This window comes from Granulicella sp. L46, from assembly GCF_009765785.1.
Lineage (GTDB): Bacteria > Acidobacteriota > Terriglobia > Terriglobales > Acidobacteriaceae > Granulicella.
The window spans coordinates 73,544-90,418 of sequence record NZ_LMUT01000005.1; the positions used below are offsets into that span (position 1 = coordinate 73,544).

Sequence of the window (16,875 nt, forward strand, 5' to 3'; positions counted from 1 at the left end):
CACCGTACTCTGCCCTACTCTTTCTTTGTTTCGTAGCGGTAGTAGTAGCTTCCGCTCATGGGTGGCTTTTCGACGGCATTCAGTACAAACCCAATAACATTCGAAGCCTTCAACTCCTGCTGTGCGCGCTGTGCTACTGGGAACGTCGTTACACCGGAGCGGGCTACCAAGAGCACCGCATCACACGATCGCGCCAGGTTCACCGCATCGGAAACCAGCAACACCGGAGGTGAGTCGACAATGATCCAGTCGAAGTGCGGCTTTACGGCTGTCAGCAACTCATCAAATCGCTTGCTCGCCGAAAGATCGGCAGCGAGGTCTCCACCATCGCCGCCCGGAATGAATGCAATGTTATTCAACACCGCGGTCATCGAGGGGTCGCGGTCCTTTGCCTCTTCAGGAAATTGCATAACCTCCTGCAGGCTGGCTTTCCCCGACAGATAATCCGGAAGCCCAGGATGAAACTCGCTCCCCAAATAATGATGCAGACTGGAGCACCGCATATCGCCGTCGATCAGCAACACCTTGCTGCTCTTGTGGCGAGCCAGGTTGATCGCCAGGTTGACCGCGATGAAGCTCTTGCCTTCCTGTGGAAGGCCGCTGCTGATCAAGACAGTCTTCAGGTTGCGAAGATCTCGAAACTCCTGGATCCGCGATCGGAGGCTGCGGAACTGCTCGACGCCTACACCGCCGCGCTCCAGCGCAGGCAACCGCTCAAACGACGGATTCCATGGCCTCCGGCGTACATCGCTAAGGAACGAAGAGTCGACCGTTACAGGTTCCTCTGTCAATGCCGAGGCTGTTACCTCCGGCGCCTGCACAACATCCGCAACCACCGGTGGCATTGCCGCCGCGAACGCCAGACTTTTGTGCTCTGGCTCCTCAGGTGTTGCAACGGCTTGCGCGCCAGACTTCCGCTCCGCCTCTGCTCGTTGTAGCGCTTCGTAGATGTGGCTCATCGGCCGCCCCCAGGTTCTCTATTAAAGGAGTTCATAAACTTTCCCGTTTCCATCGGACGAAGTGGATTGTGCAGCCCTTCTCCGTGCTGTGAAGGAGCCATCAGAAAGGACTGCATGTCCAGTTCCAGATCTGCCGCCACCTGAGCGATCAGCGATCCCGGGATCACGTTGATCTGCTCAACATAGCCAAGAATCAGCGAATGCTCACAGATCAAGTTGATCGTCCGGGGAATCCCCTGGCTGTACGTGTAGATCAGCTGGATCGCTTCTGGCGAAAAGATTGCATTCGTGGTGCCCGCAATCCGCAAACGCTCCGCGATGTATTCGCCAGTCTGCTCAGCAGTAAGCGACTGCGTGCGGCACCATAGGAAAATTCGTTGCCGCAGCTGCCGCACGCTGGGATGCCGCAGCTTCTCCTCCAACTCCGGTTGGCCGGAAAGCACGATCTGCAACAGTTTCTCGGACGACGATTCGAGGTTCGTGAGCAGGCGAATCTCCTCCAGCAGCTCCCACGAAAGATTCTGCGCCTCGTCGACCACCACCACGCATGTCTCCTGCGCGCGATACCGCTCGATCAGCCAGCGATTGAGTTGCAGCAGCATGCCCGACTTGGTGCGCGAATTCGGCGTGAGCCCGAAATCCGTCAGGACGAACTCCAGGAAGTCGAGCGGATCGAGCAGGGGATTGAACACGAACGATGTGTGTACGCGTCGTTGGCCAAGCGATCCGAGCGCGCTTCTCAGCAGCGTCGTCTTGCCCGTTCCCACTTCGCCCGTGAGGACCGTGAATCCCTTGCGCTCCGAGATGCCATACTCCAACCCCGCGAGAGCCTCTCGCGTGTGCGGCATCATGTACAGGAAACGAGGGTCTGGACTCGTGCCGAATGGACTGGTTTGCAGATTGAAAAATTTTCTATACATGGCTAGCTACCAACATTCGCAAGCGATTTGTTTGCGGCAGGAGCATCGTCTTTCAGCAGGTTTTTGAGGGAACCCTTCCCTTTGCCTTTGGTTTCATGAATCAAGGCAATCGTGGCCAGCGTCGGAAGCTTCGTGAACGTCCATACATCGCGCTCTGTCCGCAAAGATTTGTCCTTGAACTCAAGGAACGCTATCAGCAGTACACCAAATCCGAGACCGAGCACCAATCCGCCAATCGCAAACATGCTGCGATTCGGGAACGTCGGCGCATCCGGAAGATTTGCGTCGTCCATGATTTTGAAATTCTCACCCTCCTGGCGGCGTTCCAGGTCGGTTGCCATCTGTGAGTTGTTCATTTTGCCGAGCAGACTGTTATAGAACTCCTGTGCTTGGTCATGATCGCGCGTAAGGTCTTTCATCTTAGCCTCAACCAGCGGTGTGGATTGGATCTTGCCTTGATACTGACGAATCTGGGCCTGCAGCTCGCCCTGCTGCTGCTTCTTCTGCGCGATCGCCTGGGTCATTGCCGTAACCTGCGCGCGCAGTTGCATCGTACCGGGCGTGTCGTAGTGTGGCGCTGCCGGGGTTGCTGCGGAAGACGCCGCTGGTGCTGCCGCTACTGCCATCTGCTTCTTCAAATCGTCGATCTGCCGCTGAACCGCAATCACATCTGGATAATCCGGTGTGTAGCGCGCTTTCAGATCCGCTTCCTTGTCTTCAAGCCTCTGTAGCTCGAGCGTATCGGCTTGTGGCGTCGACCTCATTCCCGGCGCCGCCGGCGACTGCCGCGACTCCTGCGCAAGCATCGACTCAACCAGGGTCTTTTCACTCTCCATGCGCGTCAGCGTCTGCGTGGTTGCGTCCAGCTGCGTATTCAGGGTATTGAGCATCTCCATGTTCGGCGCCTGCTGCTCTGGCAGCGTCCCCATGTATTGCTTCTGGAACTCGGCCAGCTTCTGGTCCTGCTGATCCAGGTTGGCCTTTGCCTGCTCCAGTTGGCCCTTAATAAACGCTGTAGTACCTTCAGCCGACTGCTCGCGAGCCTGCAGGTTTTCACTAACAAACAGCGATGTAATTTCGCGGCACACCAGCTGCGCCGTGTGTGGATCCGACGCCGTGAACGAGATGAAGAATCCCGGCAGCCCGCCCGCTCCTTGGATCTCGGAATGAATCGGCGTGATGCCGATGTTCTTCCGCGTGCTGACGACCTTGTCGTCCATATCCATTCCGGGCGTGCCAAGATTGAACCGCTCAATGATTGGCTCCAACCTTGAGCGGCTCAGAATTTGCTCCTTCATTGAAGCCAGCCGGCTATCGAGGTCTTGCTCGATGATCGGCTTCACATACGTGTCCGGCACCGTCTGCGGCTCAATCAGCACCAGCGTCTGCGACGTGTAAATCGGCGTGATCTTGTACGTGATCGCGACCGCGATGATCGGCAACAGCAGCGCGGGGATAATGATCATCCAGCCGCGGCGCTTCAGGATGGCGAAATAGTCTTCAATTACGAGTGGACGATGACCAAGCATGCGATTTCCTTAGAAGTGCCCGAAATGTTGTGCGCCCGGTGAATACGTAATTCCAACCGAAAACGTCTGGCTAAGACCACTGTAGGCCGGCTGTACGACTACAACATTGCTTTGGTTCTGAGTTACGGCCGTATAGCTGAAATATGCGGAAAACGAGCGGCTGAGTCTGCGTGATACCTGGCCTCCGCCGTACGTTGAGTGATAGTCTTCGTCGACTCCAGCGATATTCGCCAGCGACGAGCTCTGTGCGTAGGATGCCGTCAGCGCTCCCTGCCAGTTGCGGCTGAACTGCTCTCGAACGGTGCCCCCAATCGTGCTCGTAAGCGCTCCAAACACCACTCCCGACCCTGCGTTTGTGGCGCGAGAGTAAGCTACGCTGGCAGTTGTGGTTCTGCGGCTGTACGTGAGGCTTGCACTCGCTACCGGAGTTATCTCCGAGGGAATTAAATTGGAGGTAGAGCCGGATCCAAACGTTCTCTGCGGACCTGCCGTGACGATCATCGTCAGGAAGCGCGTCAACTGACGTTGATACTCGAAGGTGATGCCTTCGGTTTCAAAAGGGTAGCTTTTTCCAAGGTACTTGTTATCCGTGTAGCTGTAGATGACGTTGGCGCTCGCTGAACTTCGCGCATCGATTCGATACGTGGGCCCAACGCTTCCGGTAAACGTCGAGGAGTCGATGCCTTGGTTGCTTAGAAAGTGCAGGATCTGCCATGAAGCCGAACCGTTGATCGATAGACTCCGGTTCACGGTGCGTGTGACGCCTCCGTTGAGTCCATTCCCCACGCGCGTCGCATAGTTCGTGAAGATGCTCTGCGTCGGCTGGTCTCCAATCTGCACTGGCTCAACTCCGATATCTCCCACCCCTGGTATTCCCGAGAGCCCGGTCGTCGGCGATTCCGGCAGATAACTCACCGCATCGTCGATCACAAAGTTCCAGTTCTTGGTGGCCACCACCTGGCTCGCCGCCAGGTTCTGGAAGGTTGAGTTCGGCGGATATCCCGGTACCGAGGAATACAAATAGCCGCCCGAATACACCAGGCTGAACGGCTTATCCGGACTCGAAGAAAGATAGCCGAGACTTCCACTCAAGGCGGTCGAGTAATTGGTTCCGCTGTTATATCCCGTCAAGAACGATTCCGAAGCGCTCAACGAGTACGTCAGCGTTCCCTCGACCGATGGCAGAGAGAACCCGAAGCTCGGAGGTGTCGACATGGGCGGCGCCTGTGCCTCAGCCCGCCATCCAAGCGCCAACAACAGAACCGGCGCCACAAGGTATGCCTTCATCGTTCTCCTCATGGGACCACGATCGTATCCCCTGGAAGCAGAGGAACGTCCTGAGAGTTGTCGCCCTTAAGCGCGAGCTTGTAGTTGAACGGAATTTTGGTCTGCTTTCCCTGGGGCCCGCGCAGAATATAGATATGCTTTCCGCTGGTGTAAGGAGTCAGACCACCTGCCTGGGCAATCGCCTGCAACGGGGTCATCCCCGCCGTCAACTCAATCGGCCCCGCGTGCTGTATCTCTCCCACCAGGTACACCCGCTGACTTCTCACCGCAGCAACCACGACCGAGACAATCGGATCCTGAATATACTTCTTCAGCTTCAACGTAATGTCATGAGCCAGGTGCATCGGCGTTAAACCAGCCGCAGGGATATCACCCACAAGTACCAGGGAGATCATTCCGTCTGGACGCACCGGGAACGTTCCTGAAACGCTCGGCTCCTGCCAAACCGTAATCTGCAATGAGTCATCGGGCCCGATGATGTACCGTGTGGCGTCCGTATCTACCGCCGCGGCGTCCGCCTTGGGAGCCGCCACTTGGGGAGCCGACTCCGGCTTTGCCGCTGGGGTGATCACAGGCTTCGCCGTCGTCTGGGCTAACCCAGCAGGCGCCAGCAACAGCGCCATCCCCGAGATCAGAACAAAGGAAGAGGCAAACTCGGTCAATCTTCCTCTAGGTCGCACTACACCACTCATGAGAACTCCTTAGGCAAATACTGATAGCACCGCGTGGGCCAAACGCAAAAAGTTGCATGTACTCTTTCAATCAAAATCGCGCTTCTACGGCAAGTAACTTGTTTTGTGCTGGTTACCATCCAGGAATAGGCTGCCGACTAAGCACGATGTCACGACGGCTTTCAACTGCAGGTGCAAAGTGATGCACGACGTTGTTAAAAGTGGTAAATCTATTCCACATTGGCAAGGAGACTTCCTTTCTCCTTCCCGAATCGGACTCATGCCTGGTGGCGCCCGTTGATCGGTCGCTCTTTTAGCCCCCTTGGAAGCTGCCCTCTTAGGAGAAACAAGGCTCTATAGCTCGCTGCGTCACCTCAGACGGGCGGGCAGGAAATCCCCTGGAATGCGCTGGCTGTCGATGAAGTTACGCCCACAATCCTCGCTTGGATTGAATCTCGCCACTACGTTCCCGACGCTTTGCAGGCGCGTCCAGACGCCGGGCTCCGCCCAAGCGTAGTCATAACTCTTTTGTTGTGATATTGATAAGGACGATCGAAATCGAGTCGACGCATTGGATGGCCCCGATCACCAGTCTTCGCAACGAGCTAAGAGCACTTCAGAATTGCGATAGCCAGCACTCCAACGCGAACAGATCAGCTTCAAAGCCAGACCCCTCCCGGCTCGCGGGTCTTGTGATTGACAGATAAACTCGTCCCGGCGCACGGTTGTGGCAGCGGAATTGCTTGACTTCTCTAAGAAGGTACCTTTCAGCATGCCGGACATTCAATCCGCCACCATCCCAGCGCCGACGATCGAGAACGAGAACGAGCACGCCCCGGCACCCTCGCGGGCGACCGAATCCTGGCTCCCGTGGCTGCCGTACATCATTCTCGCGCTGGTCGTTACCGCCCTCTACTACCAGGTCATCGGCAAGCTGGTAATGGATTGGTATGACAACCCTGACTTCTCTCACGGCTTTCTGGTCGCTCCCTTCGCGGTCTTCCTGCTGTGGGACAAGCGCAAAGTTCTGCGCGACACGCCAATCCAGCAAACCTGGTCAGGCATCTGGCTGCTCATCGCCGCCATCTTCGTCCTGTTCATGGGCGTCTACGGCGCAGAACTCTTCCTCTCCCGCCTCTCGTTCGTTATGCTTCTCGCCGGCATCGTCTGGACGCTCTGCGGACGGGCCATGCTGCGCGAGATGCGATTTGCCATTCTCGTTCTCCTGCTCGCCATTCCCATTCCGGCCGTAATCTTCAATCAGATCACCTTCCCCCTGCAGCTACTGGCTTCCCGGATGGCTAGCGCGATCCTCCCAATCTTTGGTGTTCCAGTTCTCCGCGATGGCAACATCATCCAGCTTCCCTCCATGCAGTTGGAGGTCGCAGAGGCCTGCAGCGGCATTCGTTCGCTGATGAGCCTTTTCGCAGTCGCGATCTTCTATGGCTACTTTCTGGAGCGCAACACCTGGCGCCGTGTGGTGCTCGCGCTAGCCAGCATTCCCATTGCTGTCTTTGCCAACGCTGCCCGCATTGTTGGCACCGGCCTGTGCGTTCAATATTGGAATCCCGATAAAGCCGTCGGCTTCTTCCACGAATTCTCCGGCTGGCTGATGTTCATCGTCTCTCTCTGCTGCCTGTATTTCGTCCACACCTTGATGCGTCTCAAAATTCCCTCAAGCAGGAACGCAAAATGAAAAGCCCTCGCTTCTGGGTAGTCTTGCTTCTATTGTTGGCGGCGTTCACTACGCTTCACCTGCGCGCCAGCGTAGATCGCGTACCGCCCAGCGAGCCCCTCAACCTGCTCCCGCAGACCATCGATTCATGGTCCAGTCAGGACGTTCCCATCAGCCAGGACACCCTCGATATCCTCGGGGATGGCCGCTTCCTCAACCGCCTCTATACCAAATCCATGCCCAGCGGTCGGCTGGCTGAACCGCCCGTGTCTCTCTTCATTGGGTACTTCCCGACCCAGCGCACCGGCCAATCCATCCACTCTCCGCAGAACTGTCTGCCCGGCGCCGGCTGGACGTTTGTCTCTTCCGGAAAGATTTACCTGCAGGGTCCGGAACTCAAGAACTACGCTGTCGGACAATATGTCATCGCGAACGGAACCGCCAAGCAAGTCGTTCTCTACTGGTACCTCGCCCACGGCCGCAGCATTGCCAACGACTACGTCGCCAAGGCCTACATGATGGCCGACGCGATTCGCTACAACCGCACCGACGGCGCGCTCGTCCGCCTGGTCACACCGCTCGAACCCAATGAGTCCTTCGCAACCGCACAAGCTCGCGTCGTCAAGTTTGCCGATCGTTTAGTCCCAACGCTGCCGCGCTTTATTCCCAACTAATGAACACCCCGTCCTTCACTGGAGTGGTAGTTGGATTGCAACAGTCTTAGCAACAAGTCAGTCACGCTCGCCAGCTCTCAGAACCCGCAAAGTTTGATTTACAGAATGGAAGGAAGTTCGATGAAAATGCTACGGAGTCAGGGAACGATTCGCTGTTCAGCGCTGTTGCTCGTATCGATCAGCGCAGGTCTTCTCCAGGGATGCACCCGCGATCCTAACGTCAAGAAGGCGAAGTATCTGAAGAGTGGCGAGAACTATGCTGCGCAAGGCAAGCAGCAGGAGGCCATCATTCAGTTCTCCAACGCCATCAAGATTGACAAGAACTACGCCGCCGCCCACTACGATCTCGCCAAGGCCTACATGAAGCTCGGCGCCTTCGCCGGCGGCTATCAGGAACTCCAGCGGACCGTTGCACTCGACCCTAAAAACATCCAGGCCAGGCTCGATCTCGGCTCTCTCCTGCTCGCCGCCAAACAGTATCCCCGCGCGAAAGAACAGGCTGACGCCGTCCTTGCTCAACAGCCCAACAACGCGGACGCCTTCGCTCTCCTCGCCAGCAATGCGCTAGCCCAGGGCGATCATGCCGAGGCTCTCGCGCAGATCCAGAAAGCGCTCGCCATCGATCCCAACCGTTCCAACTTCCACACGGCGCTCGCCCTGATCCAAGCCGGTGACCCGGCCCAGGAAGCAACCGCCGAAGCCGAGCTGCAGAAGGCCATCTCCATCGATCCGAAAAATTCGATGGCGCATCTCATTCTCTCCAGCCTCCTGCAAAAGAAGGGCGATCTCCAGGGTGCCCGTCAGCAGGCCTCCGCGGCCGTCGATCTCGACCCCAAAAACATCCGCGCACGCGTCGCCCTCGTTGGCCTCGAACTCCGTGCCGGCGACAAGGCGGCCGCCGAAGCCACTCTCCTCCAGGGCACCGACCTGCTCTCCGACACCCCCGAAGGCGCCGAGCTACTCTGGGATTACTACGCCCGCACCGGCCAGGTCGATCAAGCTGCGTCTGCCTACGCCAACCTCGTGGCCAAGCATCCTAAGAGCGTTCCGCTCAAGGTCACCTACGCGCACATTCTCATCCAGCAGAAGAACTACGCCGAGGCTACCAAGGTCTCTGATGACCTCATGAAATCCAACTCCAATGATCCCCAGGTGGCTGTCCTCAACGGCATGCTTCTGCTCCGCGCCGGCAAGGCCAATGACGCCTTCATCGCTCTGGACAAGGCCGAGAAGAATGCTCCAGACAATGTTCCCCTCAAGCTCTGGCTTGCCCAGGCTGCACAGGCCAAGGGTGACCTCAGTGATGCCGAGAAGAACTTTCAGGCCGCGCTCAGCAAGGATCCCAACAATATCGATGCCGCCCGCGGCCTTGCCAGCGTAGCCAACCAGCTGCACGACTACAACCTCCTGATGCAGGTCGCCACCACCGTCCTCGCACACAACCCCGACTCCTCCGACGCTTACCTCTGGAAGGGTGTCGCTGAGCTCCATCAGCAGCAACTCGACCAGGCCGCTGCCGACCTGCAGACCGCCATCAACAAGGGCCCCAATAATGCCGTCGCCATGCAGGAGCTTGGCGCTCTCCGCCTCTCTCAAAACAAGCTGCCGCAAGGCAAGCAGTTGCTCGAACAGGCGCTTGCCGCCAATCCCAATGATGCCGCCGCTCTGCGCGTCCTCGCAGCCTATTACCTGCACGAAAAGCAGCTTCCGCAGGCCATCGCCGTCGTTCAGCAGCAGATTGCCAAGGCCCCGTCCAACAGCCAAATGTACGACCTCCTCTCCGAGCTGCAGCTTGGCGCCAAGAATGGTCCCGAAGCCCTTGCCGCGGCACAGAAGGCCATGCAGATCGATCCCTCCGATGGCAGCGCTCTCACCGATTTCACCCGCGCCCAGGTCATGCAGGGGAACGTCCCGGCCGCCATCGCCACCTGGAAAAACTGGCTCAACGCGCATCCCACCGATGCGCGCGCCTACTCTATCCTCGGAACGCTTCAGGAAGCCCAGGGCGACTCCAACGCAGCTGAGGATTCCTACAAAAAGGCCCTCGCCAATCAACCCGATCAGCCGCTCGCCGCCAACAACCTTGCCTACCTCATGATGGAGCGCGGTCAGGACATCGATGTCGCGCTGTCGCTGGCCGAGACCGCCCACCGCGGCTTGCCGAACTCTCCCAGTACCGCCGACACCCTCGCCTGGGCCTACTACCACAAGGGCACCTATGGATCAGCTCGCGATCTCCTCGAGAGCGTCGAGAAAACCGATCTCAACAATCCTTCCATCGAATACCACCTGGGAATGATCTACGCCAAACTCGGTGATAAGCCCAGCGCCATCACCCATCTCAAGAAAGCGTCCGCCCTCGCTCCCAATACCAAGACGCAGAAAGACGCGGATCAGGCGCTTCAAACCCTCGGCTAACCCCTCACGAACTAGAGAGTAAACGCACGCTGGCCGCGTTGAAATGTTTTGCAGAATCTGCAATGCGTTTCAGCGCGGCCAGCGTGCGTTTGCCTTCGTATCGCCCGCCTTTCCCGCTCGCGTGCAGCAAAGTGGTACGTAAGCCGAGGAAGCTCCGCAAAGTTCTGCATACAAGCAGTCTTCATGCCTTGCAAGTGACTCATTTCAAGCCATCTACGATTGGCGACCGAGTTGCCTTAGAAGGGTTGTACCTGGATTCGGCTGGCATCGATTCTGTTCTCAACACAACCGTTTGAGAGCAGCGGCAGAGGCTGAAAATCTGGAACTAACCAAGAAAGGTTCTTATGAAGCCCGTATTCAATTTCGTGTCCGACAATGGTCCAGTCCTGCTGATCTGTGGTGTGGTGGTAAGCATGGCTGCCAGCCTTCTGCTCTACACTGCTGCCTACCTCCATGCCTGATCAGGCATCGCAGCATCGCCTACCTCCAACCAGTCTTGGTTGTGGGAGTCCCGCGCCGCGTGCAGTGCTTTGTCTCACAAGGCGCTGCACCGGCTGCGCGCGCCTGTTCAGCGTTTTGCAAAACGCGGGCCTTTATTTGGCGTCTGCTGCTTGGATTGCGATCCGGCTTATGCGCTGATTGACCGCACCTGCCGCGACGCAGGCTGACGGATCGACGGCGGAGAGATCTTGTGGTCAGTGTCGGTGTTGGGATGCGCCTTCCCCAGCGCCTGCGAAATCTCTTCCGGCGACATAGGCTTTGCAAACAGGTAACCCTGCATCCCGTCGCATCCCAGCCGGTCGAGAATCGTCCTCTGTTCTTCCTGCTCTACGCCCTCTGCAATCACTTCCATCTTCATGCTGTGTCCCACCGCGATAATCGCCTTCACAATGGGATAGCTGCTGGAAGAATCGCATAGCCGCTGCACGAACGAACGATCAATCTTTACCGTCGAAATGGGCAGCCGATGTAGATGCTGAAGCGACGAATAGCCCGTTCCGAAGTCATCCACGGCAAAGCGAACACCCATCCCCGCAAGCTCATGCATCTCCGTGCTGATCTCGTCGAAGTTCAGAATCGCTCGCTCCGTAATCTCCATCTCCAGGCACGACGGATCGATCTTCCACTTCGCCAGCGAGTCAGCAACCTCTGACGCAAACTCCTTGCGCATCAGTTGCGACGGCGACACATTCACGGCCACCCGCATTGGCGACGCTGAGACCGACTTCCACGAATCCATCTGCCGGCACACCTCTTCCACCACACACCGCCCCACCGGGTAGATCATGCCGTTGTCTTCGGCTCGCGCGATGATTCGATCCGGGCTCACATATCCCTGCCCCAAATCCTGCATGCGGAGCAGCGCTTCCATCCCGCGCACGGCGTCATTCGGCGAATACTGAAGCTGATAGTGCAGCAACAGCCGCTCTTTCTCCAGCATCTCGCGCAGCCGCTTGTCCAGGGCCGCGCTATCATCCGCAGAGCTAGATGCATCCGGCCCGGCAACAATATAGCGATTGCCGCCAGCTCGTTTCGCGCGGTACATTGCCGCGTCCGCGCAGCGCCAGACCTCGTCCATATCCGAGCCATGCTCCGGATAGATCGCAATCCCCAGGCTGCCGCGCGGCTGAATCGTATAGCCGCCAATCACCGTCGGCTTATTCAACGCCTGCAACAACATCTTCCCTACCAGGCCGGCAGACTCTACGGTGCTGATCTCTCCCAGCACGATTGCAAACTCGTCGCCGCCCATGCGCGCCACCGTGTCCATGCCCCGTAGCCGGCTAGTCAGGAGTCCCGCCACATGCTTCAGATAGGCATCACCGATCGCGTGCCCATACCAGTCATTCACCTTCTTGAAGTGGTCCAGGTCGATCGAGATCACGGCAGTCTTGTGCTTCAGCCTCTGTGCCGTCGAAAGTGCCTGCGCCATGCGGTCCGAAAGCAGCATCCGGTTCGGGAGCCCCGTCAGCGCATCGTGATGCGCCATCTGGATCAGCTCCGCATCCACGTGGCGCCGCTCCGTCACGTCTTCGGCGATCACCAGCTTGCAGGGACGACCGCCGTAAGACACGTCGTTGGATCGCACCGCGACATCAATCTGGGTACCATCGCTGCGCAGGTGCCGCTGCACTACGTTGGCCTGCGATCGGACGCGGTCGCCGTCGTCACTTCCCAGCGATGGCTGCTGCGTAGAAAGAACAACATCGCTCAGTGTGAGCTGCAGAAAGTCCACGCGCGTGTACCCATATTGGGAGAGCGCGCTCTCGTTTGCATCTAGAAACTGGAAGGTTATGGCGTCGTATATCCAGATTGCCAGAGGGTTGCCATTGAACAAGATACTCACCGCGGAGATCGGAGACTCAGGCGGCAGATCGTCTTGTTCTTGCAGAACGTCAGGTCGCATTACTGAATACCTCAAAATGATTCCGAAAACAATTGAGTGGCAGCTAGCCATGCGAGGGACGGTATCCGCATACAAACGTCAGATTTGGTGCGGTTATCACACCCCATCCGGGCATTGGGAGATCGAGACAATCAAGACGTGCAAGTTAGAAGTACATACCGGGCCATGGACTCTATCGTGACCGTGAGCTCTGCTTCCGGATAGTACGAACAATTTGTTGATAGCTTACCGCTAAAGTTAATACGTTGGCGACTACCTATTTGCATTTTTTAACAATTCAACTTGCTTTCTATTGAGAGCAATCGTATGGCCAATCTATTAAGTATCTCAAGGGAGTTCGATGCCAGCGGGCGCGAAGGGATTGCTCGCCCTCGCGACCTCGGCCGATGTCGGGGTATGGTGGCTTGCTCTGCGAGGTAATTTAGAAACGCGCGTCCCGAAACAGGGCTAAACCTGTCGATGCGTAACCCGAAACGAGGCTAAGTCGCACGAAATTTCACCCGAAAGTCAGCGAATCCCGCCAAATCGAAACTATCGTTTCTTCGCAATGGATAGTTGGTTATGTCCTGAAAGCACAAGACCAGGCGTTACTGGGAGTGCGGCATTTAGTCCTCATCCGCAGGAGGAGCAGGCGCAGCAGGAGGAACAGGAGCGCGCGGAGCCGTACCAGCCTTACGAGGCGGAGGTTTCATCGTAATGCGTGGTGCAGCCGGAGGTGCAGGTGGCAGTGGTGCAACGGTGCTCCGCCGTACCGTTACATCCCCGTCGGTCGTCGTAATGGTCACCGTGGGGCCGCCTCCGCCGATCCGACCTCGCAGCGTGTGAACGTCGTCATCTCCAACAGGGGAAAGGTCGAAGTCGTTCTCCATATCGCCGTTTTTCGTCTGCGCATTCAGCGTGAACCCGACACCCCCCGGCAATCCCAGATCGACGGACCCATGCTGATTTTGTATCGAGATAGCGTCGAGTGGCGGAGCATGGGTCAATTCCACGGATCCATTACGATTCGAGACATCCGCACTCCCCTGAATGCGGTCGAGCGTTATGTTTTTATTCTCTGTTTTCAGGACTACCGGGCCGAGCAACTCGCTGGCATTCAGGCTGTCTTTGTCGACGTTGAATTCATCATCCAACCGCGCGGCACTGAACTGTGTCCTGGTTGTAGTGAAGTGAATTGGACCATTGATGTGTTCCAGCTCGGTTGAGCCAAAGAAATCGCCTTGCAGTGTGAGGCCGCCCGTCACATCCGAGATATCGATATCGCCGCTATGGCCCTGAACCGAGGCGCCCCCATGAATGCTGTGCAGCGTAACGCTGCCGTCGTCGTCGTTCATGTGAAGCGTAACGTTGCTATCGATTCCACTCACGTCCACATCGCCATGGTTGGCGGTGATTGTTACGGCTGCTGCCATCTCGCTCACGTTTACGTCGCCATGGTCCGCCTGAACCGTCAGCGGAGCAGAATGCGGAACGGTGATCGTGAGATCCGCCTCTCCACCTTCTACAGAGTTGACATTGAGTTTTAGAACCCCTCCATCGCTTGAGAACGTTGGTTGAAGATCCTTTGTCTTGCGCTCGATATCGGATTCTTTCCACGCATAGGTTTGAGTGTGCAGGTTTACATGCACCTGGCCGTCGCTGCTCGAACCCGTGACCGTCACGTCTCCATGCGGGTTGATGATTACAAGGGGCGTTGCCGTTCCAAGCGGAGAGGTCAATGTGCTGTCTGCTTCATGGCGATCGCCCAACAGATAATCCAGCTTGTTATAGCCGTTTCCAAACGTATGGTCTCGCCATGTCATCCCATATTCCACCGTGCGGGATGCCAGGCCGGCGACGACCAGCAAAATCAGCAGGAACACAACGCCGCCACCCAGGACCCGGACATGACCTGTCTCGCTTCCTCGCTGTTGATCGAGAAACCATTCCAAGAGCAGAACGACACCTGCAACGATCAGGACAGCAGGCCACCAGCGGCCGTACCACTCCAGAGATTGTCCCCAGGAGATTCTGCCCATCTCAGCCAGGAGGAACATCACACCAATGCCGAGAATGATCAGCGGCCCAACAATGGATCCTCGACGAAGGCCGCGGCGTTGAGCTCGCAACTGGTAACGCAGTGCGCGTTGCTGCGCTTGTTGGGCTCTTGCCTGGGCACGCAAGATCTGTCGCTGCGCCCGCAGGGCATTGCGATCATACACAGGCGGGTATTGGCCCGGCGGGGGCGGTGGCGGATAGGAACTCATCTCACTGTCCACCCTTAATATCGTCGGCATTGTGTGGGACTTGCTCGCTGCCTGGTGCTCCCCATGCGGCGCGTGCGGGAGATTCTGCCGCCTGTACATTGCCATCTGGGGTGACGGTGTAGGGAGCTGGTTCGAGCGGGGGTGGAGCTATGGGGATCGCACCGGCCGCGCGCTCGAGCAGCAAGAGCGCTCCAAAAGCGATCAACAATATCGAGCCTGCGAGTCCGATCGTTATCGGTACGTAGGCCGCATGCAAGATCAGCAGGACGGCGAGCACCATCAGAATTACCGGCCAGCGAATGATGCACACCAGCCTGGCTCCTGAATGCAGCCGACGGGTAAACAACCATACGGACAGGCCAGCTAAGAAGATCGGGGGCCACCACTGCGCGGTCAATTTCCAGTCCGGTAGAAGATTCGCGACAAGGATCAAAACTCCGAGTGCGATCAGCCAGATAGCTCCGGTTGGAAATCGCCGACCTGCCGTAAACGGGACGCTGGACGCCGTGGGAGTGGTTGCTGCTCCGTATGTCTGCGTAGTACCTGTGTAGGTCTCCGCGTAGGGGGCATGACCGAAGCCGGCGTCCTTCGTCGCCTGTGCGCGAATCTGGGCTGACATTGCAGCAGCGGCGGTCGCCTCTGGTGTTGCTGCCGCATTTCCAAAGCTGGATGGTGGAACGTAACCGACCCAATCGGGAGCAGTGCCCACGGGGATGGGGGTCACCGGCGTGTAGGGTGGGCCAGCGACCGGATTTGTTGCCTGGGCTTGGCCGGCGGCTACAGGTGGCGCGCTGCCTGGGACCGGTCTCACGGGATTCACCGTTCCCCACGACTTCCCGAAGCCCATGCGTTCACCGATGTCGTTGAAGCCGAAAGCATTCGGCAGGGGCAAGCCGTCGCGTCGCGCCACCGCGGTGTGGTAGGCCTCAAATGCCATGTAGAAGATCCAGCCAGCAGCAAATAGTCCGAAGATATCGTTTACATGATCAGACAACGAAATAAAAACAGCAAAGACGGCGAGATGCGCAAGTCCTTTAGCAAACTGCCCGTTATACATGGCGCCGACACCGGGAATAAAACCCAGCAGGGCCGCCAGTGCCGGGCTCGGATCACTCGCCGGTGCCGGTGAGGGTGGGACGGTGGAGTAGGGGGGAACAGTCGTATACCCTGCCGGAGGAGCCGAAGCGCCGACGCGTGTGGTGAGACATGGCTCGCAGAACACACCAGCACCTACTGCGCGGAGGGTTTCCTGGGTCAGCGGCTTTCCGCAGTCCTGGCAGAAGCCCACCCGTTGCGGATCAGCTTGCGGCTCTCCTTGACTTGATTTTTCGGTGTCACTTGAGGTTTCTGTCGGACCCCACCCGTCCGTTCTTGTCGTGTCGTCGTTCATGCCTGCCACACCCTTCCTTACCGACGCCCGGCCGGGGATGCATCCTCATCATTGTGCAAGTCGCTCAGCCGTGATTCCACCTGGTATACCGCCCGATTGTTCTCAAACCTCCGTGTAGCTGAAGCATTCATGTCCGCTACTGTCCGCTTGATGGCAGACGGCGTAAAGTTCGACGCTCGCAGATCGCGTAACCGGACCCCAGTGAGATTCAACGTCAACGCGAGCGAGAAAAACGCCATGGCAGCCGTCATCGCGAGTCGAGGTTGAAACATAATCCGCGCGCTGTTGGTCGCAAGAAAACCGTCCCACAGCTTGCGAAGCGGCGGTCTTTGGTCGGCGAATCCTTTTTGCAATTCGACTACCGCAGGAGCCACAGCGGGGAGCGCAGGAATAAATGCGGTGCGAGCGGCAGCAGGGAGCACGTGGTTCTGAGCTGCGCCGGTTGTTTCGGCCAGGATCTTTGCGAGCAGTCCGGCAGGCGGTTCAGGGGCCTGGCTCTTCAGCATGCTCAACCAGGCCGCACCCCGGCGTGCCTCCGCCAGCTCGCGCGCACACTCCACGCAGCCTGCAACGTGCTTATCGAATGCACTCTGCTCGGTCTCACTCAACATGCCATCGACAGCCTCGGGCAGCATCGCCTCGCAGACGGAACACGCTCCGGAGCGACCCTCAAACTCTTCGAATTGGTTCATGTTTGCC

At 57.8% G+C, this 16,875-nt stretch carries 12 protein-coding genes; 3 read left to right on the plus strand and 9 right to left on the minus strand.

Annotated features, from left to right (window positions below; genetic code table 11):
• Positions 1-14 precede the first annotated feature (14 nt).
• The 5 genes from GSQ80_RS04420 to GSQ80_RS04440 form a co-directional block, all read right to left on the minus strand.
• Complete coding sequence (locus GSQ80_RS04420) at positions 15-959, minus strand: CpsD/CapB family tyrosine-protein kinase (protein ID WP_158786304.1); 945 nt, start codon at positions 957-959, stop codon at positions 15-17.
• Positions 956-1,777 (minus strand): ExeA family protein, encoded by an 822-nt coding sequence (locus tag GSQ80_RS04425; RefSeq protein ID WP_254059436.1) that lies wholly within the window; start codon positions 1,775-1,777, stop codon positions 956-958. Before GSQ80_RS04425 ends, GSQ80_RS04420 begins: the two co-directional genes overlap by 4 nt.
• A gap of 104 nt (positions 1,778-1,881) precedes the next feature.
• Positions 1,882-3,408 carry a GNVR domain-containing protein gene (locus GSQ80_RS04430; protein WP_158786306.1) on the minus strand — a complete coding sequence of 509 codons (1,527 nt, stop codon included), beginning with the start codon at positions 3,406-3,408 and terminating at the stop codon, positions 1,882-1,884.
• A 9-nt stretch (positions 3,409-3,417) separates the two neighbouring features.
• Positions 3,418-4,695, minus strand: coding sequence for a hypothetical protein (locus tag GSQ80_RS04435; protein WP_158786307.1), 1,278 nt, complete (start codon positions 4,693-4,695; stop codon positions 3,418-3,420).
• An 8-nt stretch (positions 4,696-4,703) separates the two neighbouring features.
• A complete protein-coding gene (locus tag GSQ80_RS04440; RefSeq protein WP_254059437.1) occupies positions 4,704-5,387 on the minus strand; it encodes a polysaccharide biosynthesis/export family protein in 684 nt (227 codons plus the stop codon).
• Between the two features lie 751 nt (positions 5,388-6,138).
• Between GSQ80_RS04440 and xrtA the strand changes: the two genes are divergently transcribed.
• The 3 genes from xrtA (at position 6,139) to GSQ80_RS04455 (ending at position 10,133) form a co-directional block, all read left to right on the plus strand.
• Positions 6,139-7,062 (plus strand): exosortase A, encoded by a 924-nt coding sequence (gene xrtA, locus GSQ80_RS04445; RefSeq protein ID WP_158786308.1) that lies wholly within the window; start codon positions 6,139-6,141, stop codon positions 7,060-7,062.
• Complete coding sequence (locus GSQ80_RS04450; protein WP_158786309.1) at positions 7,059-7,715, plus strand: exosortase C-terminal domain/associated protein EpsI; 657 nt, start codon at positions 7,059-7,061, stop codon at positions 7,713-7,715. Before xrtA ends, GSQ80_RS04450 begins: the two co-directional genes overlap by 4 nt.
• 120 nt (positions 7,716-7,835) lie before the next feature.
• The gene (locus tag GSQ80_RS04455) at positions 7,836-10,133 is read left to right on the plus strand and encodes a tetratricopeptide repeat protein (RefSeq protein ID WP_158786310.1); all 2,298 of its coding nucleotides are present in this window, start codon (positions 7,836-7,838) and stop codon (positions 10,131-10,133) included.
• Between the two features lie 628 nt (positions 10,134-10,761).
• On the opposite strand, the gene GSQ80_RS04460 is transcribed toward GSQ80_RS04455, so the two are convergent.
• From GSQ80_RS04460 to GSQ80_RS04475, 4 genes are all read right to left on the minus strand, one after another.
• Positions 10,762-12,540: a bifunctional diguanylate cyclase/phosphodiesterase gene (locus GSQ80_RS04460; RefSeq protein WP_158786311.1), complete on the minus strand. Its 1,779-nt coding sequence runs from the start codon at positions 12,538-12,540 to the stop codon at positions 10,762-10,764.
• Positions 12,541-13,145: 605 nt separating this feature from the next.
• Entirely contained in the window at positions 13,146-14,786 is a 1,641-nt protein-coding gene (locus GSQ80_RS04465; RefSeq protein WP_158786312.1) for a DUF4097 family beta strand repeat-containing protein, read from the minus strand.
• A 1-nt stretch (position 14,787) separates the two neighbouring features.
• Positions 14,788-16,176, minus strand: a complete 1,389-nt coding sequence (locus GSQ80_RS04470; protein WP_158786313.1) for a hypothetical protein — start codon at positions 16,174-16,176, stop codon at positions 14,788-14,790.
• 17 nt (positions 16,177-16,193) lie between these two features.
• Positions 16,194-16,868 carry an anti-sigma factor gene (locus GSQ80_RS04475; protein WP_158786314.1) on the minus strand — a complete coding sequence of 225 codons (675 nt, stop codon included), beginning with the start codon at positions 16,866-16,868 and terminating at the stop codon, positions 16,194-16,196.
• Positions 16,869-16,875 lie beyond the last annotated feature (7 nt).